The organism is Kosakonia arachidis, assembly GCF_900116535.1.
Taxonomy (GTDB): domain Bacteria; phylum Pseudomonadota; class Gammaproteobacteria; order Enterobacterales; family Enterobacteriaceae; genus Kosakonia; species Kosakonia arachidis.
In genome coordinates this window covers 154499-169403 of sequence record NZ_FPAU01000003.1, presented here as the reverse complement: position 1 = coordinate 169403, position 14905 = coordinate 154499, and the positions used below count along the sequence as shown (strand labels likewise).

Here is a 14905-nt window from a genome sequence, read left to right as displayed (position 1 = left end):
ACATTAAGAAAACTTAACATTCAGGATGGGTTGAAAAAGAGTTACGAAAAAGGGTCAGAGTAAGTGGGGTAAATAACGAATGAAGCGATTAATAGACTCCCACCAGAATGAGCGGGAGTCCCTGGAAACAACTTAGTTAGGGCATTTATAGACCTGCGCGTTCATTTCGCTGGCAGTTGGGACAAAACTGGATAAGAAACCCTGTGTCGGGCTGGAAACGTTATAAAGAACGTTGCCGCCCATCGCAGCCGCCTGGTTGCGCAATGCATTCGCCGCCGCGCGCATTGACCCCCCCTCGTCGCCATGCTGGCCAGAGAGCCAGTTGCTCTGCGAGCCGGTGGCGGTGCCAAGATACTGGCACTGTGCGCCCGGTTTATCTTCCACAAAGCGTACCCCTTGCCCTGCGGCGCTTAGTTCACTGCTGCTGCTGCAACCCGCTAACAGCAGCACACCGCCCATAATCCCAGCCAAACGTTTTACGTACATGTTATTCCCCATAATCAATGAGCTGGACGCATGCCGCCCGTCTGTAAACCTTATACTAAAAAGATGACTAAAAGAAAAACATCCTCAGCATAAGCCGCACAAATCGCGGAAAATAGTGCCAGCAAAAGCGATCGCAGATGGTAATACTGAAGAAATAACAACGCTGACAGGCTTTCTGCCTGACAACACTTCAACGCAGCTGCGCTGGTTGTGGTTTCCCTTTCGCGTACGGTGTTGCGCCTTTTGCTCATCGCCAGCGCTTATCGTCTTAAACAGAACCTGGAGGTGAATACAGCGTGTTGAGAGATGATACCTCAACCGATAATTAGCAATGGAAATAATATGTCAGATAACTAAAAAAAGAATAGCAAGCTCATCGTCTGAATCTGAAAACCATAACATGTTAACAACCTCGTACTGATAATAACATGATCACCCTCCCTGCCTGTTAAAATGATCACCAAAACCATTTAAAATACATTAGATATATAACCTGAAAGCACCGCAATAATTTATTAAACAGAATCACTAATAGAGCATTTATTAAAAAACATATTGCAATAACTATAATACATTGCAACAACAACTTTTAATTGATTTATTGATAAAGCGTAACCAACCCCATAATAAGCATCGTCATGTGAGGTACCACCATGATCTCTATGATTAATTACGAAATCCATTTCAGGTCCGTCGCTGGTATTATCAGGAATCAATAAGTTAAAACTAAAACGCTGACTCGCGTCAGCAGTAGATTATTGGCTTTTTAATTGGGTGCTAAGGGAAAACCTTAACGCACAATGATATTTTGAAAGCAACACGATAAATAGGGTCAAAATTCGTCAAACAATACATTAAATTAATATATCCCGCCGTTATTTAGAATAATATCTGACTTCGCATCAGGCATTCAAGCCATTAAGAAATGCCTTAGACAGGATTTTTACTTAGCACGGATTAGATATTGTTATCAATAAAGAATTTGCCGATAGAGTTTCATGCGCATTCATGGGAAAAGCAGGAAACAAAAAAGGAGCGGACAACGCCCGCTCCTTTTCGTTGAACTCGCGACAGGTCGCCCTGTTCGCGTGTCAGGCAGCAATTACATCATGCCGCCCATACCGCCCATGCCACCCATACCGCCAGCGGCACCTAAATCAGGCGCATCGCCTTTCGGCAGATCGGTTACCATGCACTCAGTAGTGATCATCAGGCCGGCAACGGACGCCGCGTACTGCAGAGCAGAACGGGTCACTTTGGTCGGATCCAGGATACCCATGTCGATCATGTTGCCGTACTCTTCGGTGGCTGCGTTGTAACCGTAGTTGCCGTCGCCAGCTTTAACGGTGTTCGCCACAACAGAAGGCTCTTCGCCGCAGTTCAGCACGATCTGACGCAGCGGTGATTCCATTGCGCGCAGCGCAACTTTAATACCGACGTTCTGATCTTCGTTCTGGCCTTTCAGCTCAGCAATTTTGCTTGCTACGCGGATCAGCGCAACGCCGCCGCCAGCAACCACGCCTTCTTCAACGGCAGCACGGGTCGCGTGCAACGCATCTTCAACGCGTGCTTTTTTCTCTTTCATTTCAACTTCAGTTGCTGCGCCCACTTTGATAACGGCAACGCCGCCAGCCAGTTTAGCTACACGCTCCTGCAGTTTTTCACGGTCGTAATCGGAAGTTGCTTCTTCGATCTGCTGACGAATCTGGGTTACACGACCCTGGATTGCAGCTTCTTCACCCACGCCATCAATAATGGTGGTGGTGTCTTTGTTGATCACAACACGTTTAGCCTGGCCCAGATCTTCCAGGGTGGCTTTTTCCAGTTCCATACCGATTTCTTCAGAAATCACGGTACCACCGGTCAGGGTTGCGATGTCCTGCAGCATAGCTTTACGACGATCGCCGAAGCCCGGTGCTTTAACAGCTGCAACTTTCACGATGCCGCGCATGGTGTTAACCACCAGCGTTGCCAGCGCTTCGCCCTCAACATCTTCAGCGATGATCACCAGCGGTTTGCCTGCTTTCGCAACGGCTTCCAGAACCGGCAGCATTTCGCGGATGTTGGAGACTTTTTTATCAGCCAGCAGAATGAACGGGCTTTCCAGTTCTACTGCGCCAGTTTCCGGCTTGTTAATGAAGTAAGGAGACAGGTAACCACGATCGAACTGCATACCTTCTACCACATCCAGTTCGTCCTGCAGGCCGGTACCGTCTTCAACGGTGATGACACCTTCTTTACCGACTTTATCCATCGCTTCCGCAATCAGTTTACCCACGGTTTCGTCGGAGTTTGCGGAGATAGTACCTACCTGAGCGATAGCTTTAGAGTCAGAACACGGTACGGACAGTGTTTTCAGCTCTTCAACCGCAGCAGCAACAGCTTTATCGATACCACGTTTCAGATCCATCGGGTTCATGCCCGCAGCAACGGCTTTCAGACCTTCAGTGATGATAGCCTGCGCCAGAACAGTTGCAGTGGTGGTACCGTCGCCCGCAGCGTCGTTCGCTTTGGAGGCGACTTCTTTCACCATCTGCGCCCCCATGTTTTCGAACTTGTCTTCCAGTTCGATTTCACGTGCTACGGAAACACCATCTTTGGTGATGGTCGGTGCACCGAAAGATTTATCCAGAACCACATTACGGCCTTTCGGACCGAGGGTAACTTTCACTGCATCTGCCAGAACATTCACGCCGCGCAGCATTTTTACACGGGCGTCGTTACCGAATTTTACGTCTTTAGCTGCCATTTTCTCTTTCCTTAAATTCGTTCAGGTTCGCGCGCGTTGTTACGCTTCAACAATTGCCAGGATGTCACTTTCGGACATGATCAGCACTTCTTCGTTGTCGATTTTTTCAGCTTTCACACCGTAACCATCGTTGAAAATCACGATATCGCCCACTTTCACGTCCAGTGGTTGAACGGTACCGTTTTCCAGGATGCGGCCCTTACCGACAGCGATGATTTCGCCACGAGTTGATTTACCTGCTGCAGAACCAGTCAGAACGATGCCGCCAGCAGATTTGGATTCAACTTCTTTACGTTTGACGATCACACGATCATGTAACGGACGAATACTCATTGATAGCTCTCCTTTGAGAAAGTCTTTATCAGTTATGGATAGCGCCGGGCCGCAAACGGTTCTCCGGCTGGTGACCAGAGAGATGGGGTTAGCTGTTTCTCCCTTCAAGGGGGAACAACAAAAAAATTTATGAAATCGCACTTAATCCCCTAAACCGGGAAGATTCCACTCTTGCTGGCAGGCGCTGACGCAGCCATAAGTAAAACCGATTGTGATAACATCTGCGCAACTGATAACCAACAGACAACGACAATGAGTGAATTAAAACAGGAGTTGGGGCTGGCGCAGGGCATTGGGTTGTTATCAACATCTTTGCTCGGCACCGGCGTATTCGCCGTACCCGCGCTGGCGGCGCTGGCCGCAGGCGACAGCAGCCTGTGGGCATGGCCGGTGCTCATTTTACTGGTGTTCCCGGTGGCGATTGTATTTGCCTTACTTGGCCGTCATTTCCCCAGCGCGGGCGGCGTCGCCCACTTTGTCGGTCTGGCGTTCGGCCCGCGACTTGAGCGTGTCACCGGCTGGTTATTTCTCTCGGTGATCCCGGTTGGGCTACCAGCAGCCCTGCATATTGCTGCGGGCTTCTGGCAAGGCATGTTTGGCTGGCAAGGGTCGCTATTACTTATGGCTGAGCTTGGCACGCTGATGCTGATTTGGTTTATTGGCACGCGCGGCGCAGGTTCCAGTGCTAATCTGCAGTCGCTTATCGCCGGGCTGATTGTGGCATTAATCGTCGCTATCTGGTGGCGTGGCGGCATTACCTTCCGCGACATTCCTTTCCCGCCGCTGCCGCAGGTGTCGATTTCCGCGATGTCGGCATCCCTGGCGGTAATGTTCTGGTGTTTTGTTGGTCTGGAGGCTTTCGCCCATCTGGCTTCGGAATTCAAAAACCCGGAACGGGATTTCCCGCGCGCACTGATGATTGGCCTGCTGCTGGCGGGTTCGGTCTACTGGGCCTGTACCGTGGTAGTGCTGCACTTTGATGTCTGGCACACGCTCAGCGCAGCGGCATCGCTCCCGGCGATCGTCGTTGAACTGTTCGGTAAACAGGCGCTGTGGATAGCTTGCATTATTGGCTATCTGGCCTGCTTCGCCAGTCTGAACATTTATATCCAGAGCTTCGCCCGGCTGGTGTGGTCGCAGGCGGCATACAAGCCCGAGAGCGCGCTGGCAAAACTCTCTAAACGCCAGTTGCCAGTGAATGCGCTCAACGCCGTGCTGTTCTGCTGCATGGTGTGCACCATAGCCATCTACGCGTTCAGCATTAATCTGGATACACTGATTATCTACGCCAACGGGATTTTCATCATGATCTACCTGCTGTGCATGCTGGCAGGTTGCCGCTTACTGAAGGGGCGTTATAAAGCGCTGGCGATGGTCGGCAGCGTACTATGCCTGTTACTGCTGGTAATCCCTGGCTGGAAGAGTTTGTATGCGGTGATCATGCTGGCCGCACTGTGGCTACTGCTGCCGAAGCGCCGCACCACAACGATCCGCTCCGTACAGCCGTAAAAAAGCCCGGCGGTCCGGGCATCAACATTAGTGGTCGTCTTTATTATCCAGCCGATTACGCTGATCGTCTTTGCGTTGATACTCGCCTTCAAATGTCTGGCCCGCGTCGCCTCCCGTCGAAAAGCCGCCGCCCGGCATCCGCGAAAAGCGCAGATGCGGCATAAGCTTCAGCGTCAGGTGTTTTTGCACCGGAGGCAGCAGCAGCAGCAGGCCGAGGAAGTCGGTAAAGAACCCCGGCAGCACCAGCAACAGACCCGAAATGATCAGCGATACGCTTTTAATCATCTCCGCCGCCGGGCTTTCACCCGCCGCCATTTTTTGCTGCATCAACATGAAATTCTTAAAGCCCTGGTTACGCACCAGCGACATACCAATCACTGAGGTAAAGAGCACCAGAATGAGCGTCATCAGGACGCCAAAAACATGAGCAACCTGAATAAAGATCGATATCTCAATGTAGACGTATAAGAAAAAAGCAATAAACGGTATCCAGCGCACTGGCTTCTCCTGTGAAAAAAACAGACGCCCTGTGGCGTCTGTCAGTAAGGGTTTGCGAATCGCATAGTCCTGAGATGGCGGCAGATTGAAAAAATTCAATTTCCACCACGATGTAAAGTTTTGTCTGTTACGAAGCGGTGACACATTTCACATATTATTAATAATGATGCATGCACAAGGATAATAAGTGATCGAGATTACGGCATTTACTTATCTCCAGCATATAATCTCGGGTATCCGGCCGATTAAGGGCATAATCGTCGGTCGAAAAAGACACATATCCACATAAATACTATGTGTTTGGTGTATTCATTCGTAGCTTGCAAAAGAAGGTTCACATGTTAAACAACATTCGTATCGAAGAAGATTTGTTGGGTACCAGGGAAGTGCCAGCGGATGCCTATTATGGTGTGCATACTCTGAGAGCGATTGAAAATTTTTATATCAGCAACAGCAAAATCAGCGACATCCCTGAATTTGTCCGTGGCATGGTAATGGTAAAAAAAGCGGCTGCCCTGGCGAATAAAGAGCTGCAAACCATTCCTAAAAATATCGCGAACGCTATCGTTGCCGCATGTGATGAGGTCCTGAACAATGGCAAATGCATGGATCAATTCCCAATAGACGTTTATCAGGGTGGCGCGGGTACGTCCGTCAACATGAACACCAACGAAGTGTTGGCCAACATTGGGCTTGAACTGATGGGCCATCAGAAAGGCGACTACCAGTTCCTCAACCCAAACGATCATGTCAACAAATGCCAGTCCACAAATGATGCCTACCCTACCGGGTTCCGCATCGCGGTGTATGCCTCCATCGTTAAGCTGATTGATGCCATCAAACAGCTCGGTGAAGGTTTTGAGAACAAAGCAGTGGAGTTCAAGGATATCCTGAAAATGGGCCGCACCCAGTTGCAGGATGCGGTGCCGATGACGCTCGGTCAGGAATTCCACGCCTTCAATGTGCTGCTGAATGAAGAGACCAAAAACCTGCTGCGCACCGCTGAACTGCTGCTGGAGGTGAACCTCGGCGCGACCGCAATCGGTACTCGCCTCAATACGCCAGATGGCTACCAGCACCTGGCGGTGCAGAAACTGGCGGAAGTGAGCAATTTGCCGGTCGTTCCGGCGGAAGATCTGATTGAAGCCACCTCGGACTGCGGCGCGTACGTGATGGTACATAGCTCGCTGAAACGTCTGGCGGTGAAACTCTCCAAAATTTGTAATGACCTGCGACTGCTCTCCTCCGGGCCGCGCGCCGGGCTGAATGAAATCAACCTGCCAGAGTTGCAGGCGGGTTCGTCGATCATGCCAGCCAAAGTCAACCCGGTGGTGCCGGAAGTGGTGAATCAGGTGTGCTTTAAAGTGATCGGCAACGATACCACCGTCACTATGGCCTCCGAAGCGGGCCAGTTGCAGTTGAACGTGATGGAGCCGGTGATTGGACAGGCAATGTTTGAGTCGATCCATATTCTCACCAACGCCTGCTACAACCTGCTGGAAAAATGCGTCAACGGCATCACGGCGAACAAAGCAGTGTGTGAAGGCTACGTCTATAACTCCATCGGCATCGTGACCTACCTAAACCCGTTTATCGGCCATCACAACGGCGATATCGTCGGCAAGGTTTGCGCCGAAACAGGGAAAAGCGTACGGGAAGTGGTGCTGGAGCGAGGACTACTGACGGAAGCGGAACTGGATGATATTTTCTCCGCCCAGAACCTGATGCACCCGGCTTATAAAGCGAAGCGCTACACCGATGAAAGTGAACAGTAATTCCGGTGGATAGACCAACAAAAGGCACGTCACTCGCGACGTGCCTTTTTTCTTATGGATAGTAACTAAAATATAACGATTCTATATCACTTAGTTAAACAAGGAAGCCAACTATGTTTGCAACAGAGCTTGTCCTCGTCTTATTAGCCATCTACCTGGGCGCCCGGCTTGGCAGTATCGGCATTGGGTTTGCAGGTGGCCTTGGCGTTCTTATCCTGACCCTGTTCTTTCAAATCCCGCCTGGCGCCATTCCCTTCGACGTCATCGAAATTATCATGGCCGTTATTGCCGCTATCGCCGCGATGCAGGTGGCGGGCGGCATGGATTATCTGGTGAGCCTGGCTGAACGCATGCTGCGTAGCCATCCGAAGTACATCACCTTTCTTGCGCCGCTGGTCACCTGGTTTATGACTATTCTTGCCGGAACCGGGCACACGGCATTCTCCACACTGCCGGTGATTACCGAAGTGGCGAAAGAGCAAGGCATTCGCCCGTCGCGTCCGTTGTCAATTGCCGTGGTCGCCTCACAAATCGCTATCACTGCCTCGCCGATTTCTGCCGCCGTGGTCTTTTTTGCCGGTATCCTTGAACCGCTGGGCGTCAGTTACCTGACACTGCTGGCGATCTGTATTCCTGTCACGCTGATTGCCGTGATGATCACCGCCGTGGTGTGTAATTTCCTCGGTTGTGAGCTAAAAGACGACCCGGTGTACCAGGAGCGTCTGGCGAAAGGTGAAGTGAGTCTGCGTGGCAGAAAGGTATTTGAACTGAAACCCCACGCTAAACGCTCGGTATTGCTGTTCCTGATTGGCATTGTGGCGGTGATGCTGTACGCGACTGCAATCAGCCCAACCGTAGGGCTGATTGCCCACCCGGTACTACCGCGTAACGAAGCGATTGTGGTGTTTATGCTGACCATCGCGACACTGATTTCTCTGACTTGCAAAATCGAGACCAGCGAAGTGCTGAACGCCAGTACCTTTAAATCGGGTATGAGCGCCTGTATCTGCGTGCTGGGCGTCGCCTGGCTGGGTGATACGTTTGTGAAGCACCATATTGAAGATATCCAGGTGGTTGCTGGCGACTTATTGCATAACTACCCGTGGCTGCTGGCAGTGGTACTGTTTTTCGCCGCGACACTGCTCTACTCACAGGCGGCAACCACCAAAGCGCTAATGCCTGCCGCGCTGCTACTGGGCGTTTCGCCGCTGACCGCCATTGCATCATTTGCGGCGGTCTCCGCGCTGTTTGTGCTGCCCACGTACCCCACGCTACTGGCGGCGGTAGAGATGGACGATACCGGCTCAACGCGTATCGGCAAGTTCGTGTTTAACCACCCGTTCCTCATTCCGGGCGTGATCGCCATTACGCTGTGCGTCATTCTCGGCTTCATCTTTGGCGGTATCCTGTTGTAAAAGTCCTTAAAATCGGGTCGCCCGGCGGCCCGATCCTTTTCCTTAGCGTGGTATAGTCGGTACTCTCTCTGCTACGAGGTTGACGATGAACACGCCTGATGCCGTTGTTGTACTCTGTACTGCCCCGGATGAAGCCACTGCCCAGGATCTGGCTGCCAAAGTGCTGGCCGATAAACTTGCCGCCTGTGTCACTATCCTGCCGGGTGCAACATCAATGTATTACTGGGAAGGTAAACTGGAGCAGGAGTACGAAGTCCAGCTACTGCTGAAAACTGACGTCGCGCATCTGGAGGATCTTTTCGCCTGCATTAAATCGAACCACCCGTACCAGACCCCTGAACTACTGGCTTTGCCCGTTACCCACGGAGATTACGATTACCTCTCATGGCTCAACGCATCCTTACACTGATCCTGCTGTTGTGCAGCACGTCCGTCTTTGCCGGATTATTCGACGCGCCTGGTCGTTCCAGTTTTGTCCCAGCCGATCAAGCGTTTGTTTTTGATTTTCAGCAACATCAGCATGACCTTACACTCAACTGGCAGGTGAAAGAGGGTTACTACCTTTACCGCCAACAGATTCACGTCACTCCGAATCAGGCCCGTATTGGCACACCGGCGTTGCCAGGCGGGGAGATGCATGAAGATGAGTTCTACGGCAAAAGTGAAATCTACCGCCAGCAACTCACGCTACCGATTGACGTTACGCAGGCGACAAAAGGCGCGACGCTGACAGTGACTTATCAGGGCTGTGCGGACGCGGGGTTCTGCTATCCGCCAGAAACCAAAGTCGTACCGCTGATGGAAGTTGCCGCCGCGCAATCCACCATGCCAGCCTCCGCCGGAAAGTCAGTTACAGCAAACAACACGCCTGTGGCCTCGCTGCCTTTTTCCGCGTTCTGGGCGCTGCTTATCGGTATTGGCATCGCGTTTACCCCTTGCGTACTGCCGATGTATCCGCTGATTTCCGGCATTGTTCTGGGCGGTAAACAGCGCCTGTCCACCACGCGCGCACTGCTGCTGGCGTTTATCTACGTACAGGGAATGGCGCTGACGTACACCGCACTGGGGCTGGTTGTTGCCGCTGCCGGGCTATCATTTCAGGCGGCATTACAGCATCCTTACGTGCTGATTGGGCTCTCTGTGCTCTTTAGCCTGCTGGCGCTGTCGATGTTCGGCCTGTTTACCCTGCAACTGCCGTCCGCACTGCAAACCCGCTTAACGCTGTGGAGTAACCGCCAGCAGGGAGGCTCGCCTGGCGGCGTGTTTGCCATGGGCGCAATCGCGGGGCTGATTTGCTCACCCTGCACCACCGCGCCACTGAGCGCTATTCTGCTCTATATCGCCCAGAGTGGTAATCTGTGGCTCGGCGGCGGCACACTTTATCTTTATGCGCTGGGAATGGGTTTACCCCTGATCCTGGTAACGGTGTTCGGTAACCGGTTGCTGCCAAAAAGCGGGCCGTGGATGGAGCAGGTCAAAATCGCCTTTGGTTTCGTCATCCTCGCCCTGCCCGCCTTCCTGCTGGAGCGCGTTCTTGGCGATACATGGGGATTGCGGCTGTGGTCGCTGCTGGGTCTGGCGTTTTTTGCCTGGGCGTTCATTACCAGCCTCCATGTGACACGCCCGGTAATACGTGTCGTGCAAATTGCTCTGCTCGGCGCTGCGCTGGTATGTGCTCGTCCCTTGCAGGACTGGGTATTTGACGCGCCCACCGTACAGGCGCACTCACCGCTGGCATTTACCCCGATCCAGACCGTTAATGATCTGAACAAGGCGCTGGCGCAGGCAAAAGGTCGGCCGGTAATGCTGGATCTTTATGCGGATTGGTGCGTAGCCTGTAAAGAGTTCGAGAGATACACCTTCAGTGACCCACAAGTGCAGGCGGCACTGAGAGGGAGCGTGTTATTACAGGCCAACGTGACGGCAAACAACGCGCAGGATGCCGCGCTGCTGCGCCAGTTGAATGTACTGGGTCTGCCGACAATCCTCTTTTTCGACGCGCAAGGCGTCGAGCAGCCCGCTGACCGGGTGACCGGTTTTATGGATGCAACAACCTTTGCCACGCATTTGCGTAATCGCACCCCATAAACAACACTGTTTGGGGCAGCTCGCTTCAGATAACGGAGGACAACAACGTGCAACGTGAAGACGTTTTGAGCCAGACATTGCAATTACTTGAGCTAAAAGGGATTGCTGAAACCACTCTTGAAATGGTTGCCGATCGTATCGACTATCCTTTTGATGAGTTGCGCCGTTTCTGGCCGGATAAAGAAGCCCTGCTCTATGACGCGCTGCGTTATCTGAGCCAGCAGGTTGATGCCTGGCGCAGACAGATGCTGCTGGATGAGACGCTGACTCATGAGCAGAAGCTGCTGGCACGCTACGCCGCGTTAACTGAATGCGTCAGCAACAACCGCTATCCCGGCTGTTTGTTTATCGCCGCGTGTACTTTCTTTCCCGATCCCGGACACCCAATCCATCAACTGGCGGCTCAGCAAAAGCGTGATGCCTACGACTATACACATCAGGTGCTGACGCAGTTGGAAGTTGACGATCCGACAATGGTGGCTAAGCAAATGGAGTTGGTACTGGAGGGTTGTCTGAGCCGGATGCTGGTTAATCGCAGCCAGGCAGATGTCGATACAGCGCAGCGGCTGGCGGAAGATATTCTGCGTTTCGCCTGTTGCCGCCAGGGCGGCGCGTTAACCTGATTTCGCTGCACAATTGCCCTTTTTGCCGCAAACTTGAGCAACCGGATAGCATTTTTAGAAATAAGGTTGACGCCTTAAGACGATTAGGGTTTAATGCGCCCCGTTGCCCGGATAGCTCAGTCGGTAGAGCAGGGGATTGAAAATCCCCGTGTCCTTGGTTCGATTCCGAGTCCGGGCACCACTATTCTAAAGAACCCGCCCACAAGGCGGGTTTTTGCTTTCTGAACCTGGCGAAATCAGCACCTCTACAATAGCTTAGCTCGACCAAACTCAAACAACTTCAGCCCACACTAACCTCCTTGCGAGGGTACAACTGAGGATATAGTCTGATCCGATAAAGTTTCTCCCCCTTTGCTTTCAGGAGCCCCTATCAATGGCGCTCACTGACGTCGGATGATAAACCTTATAACCTCACATCGACTCCCAAGGCATAGCGTTCACGAATAATACCCATCTCAACATTCTCCATGGTGCATTTTTCCTTTTTCGACATCCGGGCTTATAAGCCATCAACCCTACCGCGCCTGAAGTTCACCCCAGCCGGTCGGCAATCTCAGCAACTGCATATTTTCCAGAAAGATTAGATCGCCAGCAGCCGTCCGACGTGTTTATTCCGGTAACAGGCTAAATCGACGATAATTTTTTTCACCATTTTTACTCTGATGCAGTCTGTTTTATTGCAGCATAACGGGCTGTCAATTGTTTCAGATGCATCTCCAGTTGAGCCCTGGCCGCGGCAGGTAAAGGTACTCCAGCAGGGTTTTCTGACAATATACGCAGTTGTTCTTCAGCCGGTATGGATTGGTTAAATGACTGCATAGTGGAAAAAACTGCTGATTTCAGCTCACTGACCGTCATATATTTTCCCTTCTGCTCATCCAGCACGTTCAGCCTGTCACTCAGTTTCTGTAGCCTCATCATTCCCTGATACCAGCCATTCAGGCGTTCTGTCGGCAATGCAGCAGCATTAAGTTGTTGCTGCCAGTGTAATGCCATGGATTTAGCTTGCTCTGGCCACAGTACCCTGGCCTGCTCAATCAACTGACGACTGTAGACAATATTCCAGTCAGGAGGCAATTTATCCAGCCGGGCGAGCTGCTGCTGTGTTTGTGTGATGACAGCCTGTGGTAACGGAGCTTGCCGACGCAACATGTCCCGCTTTTCAGGCGCGAGAGGTACAGGCAGCGTGCCGGCACGGCAGTTAAGAATACGCTGCATGTTATCCAGTACCGACAGGATGACCTGATTTTCTTCACTGACCAGATTGAGGCTAAGGCCTCCGGTAAAATGACCGGTGAGCATTTCATACAATGAAGGCGTGTTATGTTCCTGGGGCATCAGTCGTCCTTAAGCGGTAGTAACGTCAGTTGATTGTTACCCGCTTCCAGAATGCGCGGCTTATCTGGATCGAGGTCTTTGCGTGGAATCACTTGTTTCCAGGTGTTGTTGACCATATCCGGGTGACGGAACAGACCCGCTCTCCATCCCCCACACTGAGTCAACACCTTCAGAATGCTGGCCGGACGGTGGCACAGATGGCAGGGTCAGGCCTTTCTCATACCCCTGCTGACTGTCGTAAAACTCCACCACGTCGATGTTCAGCCGCGTGTCGGTGGTAAAGCGGAACCAGATACCCACCTCACCCAGCAGGCGGGTAATAAAATGCAGGTCGTCCTCGCCGTACTGCATCACCTGTTCACGGCGCGGGTACTCTTTTGAAAGCGAGAACAGAAAATCCTGGCCGCGCATGTGGTGCCGCTCGCGCAAGATTTTTTCCACAATCTGTGGAACCGACAGGTCCTGGTAGATGGCGTTCTGGTGCGAACGGTCGAGCAGCGCCAGGCGTGGCCGGAGCGTCAGGGCGTAATGGGTTTCATCTTTTGAGGTGCCGAGTCGTTCAAAACCGCTGACTACCCCCTGAATCACGCGAACGGCCTGTTGCACCTTAATGCCGTAGCCCTGATCCACAGGTGCCTGTAACGTCAGGGAAGCGGCCTTCATCAGCATCATCTCTTTGCTGATGGCATGGTCATCGTCTTTCAGCCAGAGATAAACAGGAATTGCCATCGGATTTACTCCATTAATGTTGAGAAACGTCATCATCCTGCGATGACGCCGGGGTTTTGCCGGGTATCTGACAGGCATTCGCCTGCGGTACCAGACTGATTTCGACACGGCGGTTGAGCGCCCGGCCTTCCGGCGTGTCATTGGTTGCGATCGGGCGGTCTGCGCCATAACCCTGCACCGCAAAACAGCTTTCCGGTACGTCACCGGTGTCACGCATCCAGTCGCGTACCGCTTCGGCACGCCGCCGGGAGAGCGTCTGGTTCAGTTGCGGGTTGCCGGTGTTATCCGTGTGACCACTGACGACAATCAGCCAGCCCGGCTTCGCCTTAATGCCGACCAGGGAGTTGACCAGCATTCTGGTGGAGCCGGTTTTCAGTTCGTATTTGCCCGAATCGAACAGCGACATGCTGTCGAGACGCACAATTTTCGGTGCCGTTTTGGGTTTTTGTTGTGGTTCAGGTAACTGTGGCGGAGGCACATACGAGCGGATAGCATCCAGTACCGTAAGGCGCAGACGCTCACCCTGATACAGACCCAGACTCAACCAGGCCGGTACACCATTGCGCGCCCAGAAATTCAGTGATGCCACATCGTCACGCAGAGCAGCAACGGCGTCGGCTTTCAGTCCGTACTCATTCGTCGGGATACGGTCATAGCGGGCAATATCGAAGCTCACGCGATGCAGTAACTGGCGATTGTTCCAGCCGCTGCTGAGTAGCGCAGCAATGGTCGCCAAAGTGAAGATCCCGAGCGCACAACGGAAGGCTTTGTCACGCGGCGTCAGGCCTCGCCCTTCCGGTAGCAGTGGCAGGATAAAATCCGGAAACGGGGAAATAACCGTACTGTTCGTTCCAACGGGCTGCCAGCCAGTGACCTGCTGCATCGCAGTGTGACGAGAAAGCCACGCCGTCCAGGCCGAGGTGGCCAGGCTTCCGGCAAGGATCGGCCCCATTCCCCACAGCACCGCGGCAGGTGCGATGACCGGGACATCGGGGTTTTCGTCCATAAAGACAGCCTGGACATGCTGATGAAACCAGCTCATCAGGCTGTTCATCAGCACCTGTTGCTGCATCGCAGGCGTTCCGCCAGTGGTAACCCATGCAGCGATTGAACTCGGTGCTGAAGACTCCCGCCAGACTCTCACCCCTTCCCCCGGCATAGCCGCCTGCCAGAGCAGGTTATTCGTCATCGCGCTGCCAATCTGGCCATTCAGAACAAGCGGTACAGAATGTCCGGTTTCTTTACGCAACTGACTGATTTGCCAGCGCAGAGCCAGCAGGCGACTGGTAAGGCGTTCGCTGTCAGTCCGCTTCTGCGGGCAGACAGTGACCATCACCGACAGTTAACGGTTGTTCCGTTTTC

Annotated in this window: 10 protein-coding genes, 1 tRNA gene and 4 pseudogenes; 7 read left to right on the top strand and 8 right to left on the bottom strand. The window is 52.7% G+C overall.

What is annotated here, in order from left to right; genetic code table 11:
- Positions 1 to 132 precede the first annotated feature (132 nt).
- The 3 genes from BM427_RS12330 to BM427_RS12320 form a co-directional block, all read right to left on the bottom strand.
- The gene (locus tag BM427_RS12330; RefSeq protein WP_167518540.1) at positions 133 to 486 is read right to left on the bottom strand and encodes a DUF4156 domain-containing protein; all 354 of its coding nucleotides are present in this window, start codon (positions 484 to 486) and stop codon (positions 133 to 135) included.
- A gap of 1102 nt (positions 487 to 1588) precedes the next feature.
- A complete protein-coding gene (groL, locus tag BM427_RS12325) occupies positions 1589 to 3235 on the bottom strand; it encodes a chaperonin GroEL (RefSeq protein WP_090121962.1) in 1647 nt (548 codons plus the stop codon).
- A gap of 39 nt (positions 3236 to 3274) precedes the next feature.
- Positions 3275 to 3568, bottom strand: coding sequence for a co-chaperone GroES (locus BM427_RS12320; RefSeq protein WP_007372708.1), 294 nt, complete (start codon positions 3566 to 3568; stop codon positions 3275 to 3277).
- 252 nt (positions 3569 to 3820) lie between these two features.
- Here BM427_RS12320 and yjeH point away from each other — a divergent pair, with 252 nt between their 5' ends.
- Positions 3821 to 5077 (top strand): L-methionine/branched-chain amino acid transporter, encoded by a 1257-nt coding sequence (yjeH, locus tag BM427_RS12315; protein ID WP_090121961.1) that lies wholly within the window; start codon positions 3821 to 3823, stop codon positions 5075 to 5077.
- A gap of 27 nt (positions 5078 to 5104) precedes the next feature.
- On the opposite strand, the gene BM427_RS12310 is transcribed toward yjeH, so the two are convergent.
- Positions 5105 to 5575 (bottom strand): FxsA family protein, encoded by a 471-nt coding sequence (locus BM427_RS12310; RefSeq protein ID WP_175539136.1) that lies wholly within the window; start codon positions 5573 to 5575, stop codon positions 5105 to 5107.
- Between the two features lie 338 nt (positions 5576 to 5913).
- On the opposite strand from BM427_RS12310, the gene aspA reads away from it, so the two are divergent.
- The 6 genes from aspA (at position 5914) to BM427_RS12280 (ending at position 11657) form a co-directional block, all read left to right on the top strand.
- Positions 5914 to 7350 carry an aspartate ammonia-lyase gene (gene aspA / locus BM427_RS12305; RefSeq protein ID WP_090121960.1) on the top strand — a complete coding sequence of 479 codons (1437 nt, stop codon included), beginning with the start codon at positions 5914 to 5916 and terminating at the stop codon, positions 7348 to 7350.
- 113 nt (positions 7351 to 7463) lie between these two features.
- On the top strand, positions 7464 to 8765 hold the full coding sequence (locus BM427_RS12300) for an anaerobic C4-dicarboxylate transporter (protein WP_090121958.1): 1302 nt from the start codon (positions 7464 to 7466) through the stop codon (positions 8763 to 8765).
- 85 nt (positions 8766 to 8850) lie between these two features.
- The gene (gene cutA / locus BM427_RS12295) at positions 8851 to 9174 is read left to right on the top strand and encodes a divalent cation tolerance protein CutA (RefSeq protein WP_090121957.1); all 324 of its coding nucleotides are present in this window, start codon (positions 8851 to 8853) and stop codon (positions 9172 to 9174) included.
- Positions 9150 to 10853: a protein-disulfide reductase DsbD gene (locus BM427_RS12290; protein ID WP_090121955.1), complete on the top strand. Its 1704-nt coding sequence runs from the start codon at positions 9150 to 9152 to the stop codon at positions 10851 to 10853. Before cutA ends, BM427_RS12290 begins: the two co-directional genes overlap by 25 nt.
- Positions 10854 to 10900: 47 nt before the next feature.
- Entirely contained in the window at positions 10901 to 11476 is a 576-nt protein-coding gene (locus BM427_RS12285; protein ID WP_090121953.1) for a transcriptional regulator, read from the top strand.
- Positions 11477 to 11581: 105 nt separating this feature from the next.
- Positions 11582 to 11657 (top strand) — tRNA-Phe (locus BM427_RS12280).
- 473 nt (positions 11658 to 12130) lie between these two features.
- Here the strand turns inward: BM427_RS12280 and BM427_RS12275 are convergent.
- The 4 pseudogenes from BM427_RS12275 to BM427_RS12260 all read right to left on the bottom strand — a co-directional run.
- Positions 12131 to 12661: pseudogene (locus BM427_RS12275) on the bottom strand (VasL domain-containing protein); the annotation flags it as partial.
- A 152-nt stretch (positions 12662 to 12813) separates the two neighbouring features.
- A pseudogene (locus BM427_RS26015) lies at positions 12814 to 12951 on the bottom strand (type VI secretion system lipoprotein TssJ); the annotation flags it as partial.
- Position 12952: 1 nt separating this feature from the next.
- Positions 12953 to 13543: pseudogene (vgrG, locus tag BM427_RS12265) on the bottom strand (type VI secretion system tip protein VgrG); the annotation flags it as partial.
- A 13-nt stretch (positions 13544 to 13556) separates the two neighbouring features.
- Positions 13557 to 14885: pseudogene (locus BM427_RS12260) on the bottom strand (OmpA family protein); the annotation flags it as partial.
- Between the last annotated feature and the right edge of the window lie 20 nt (positions 14886 to 14905).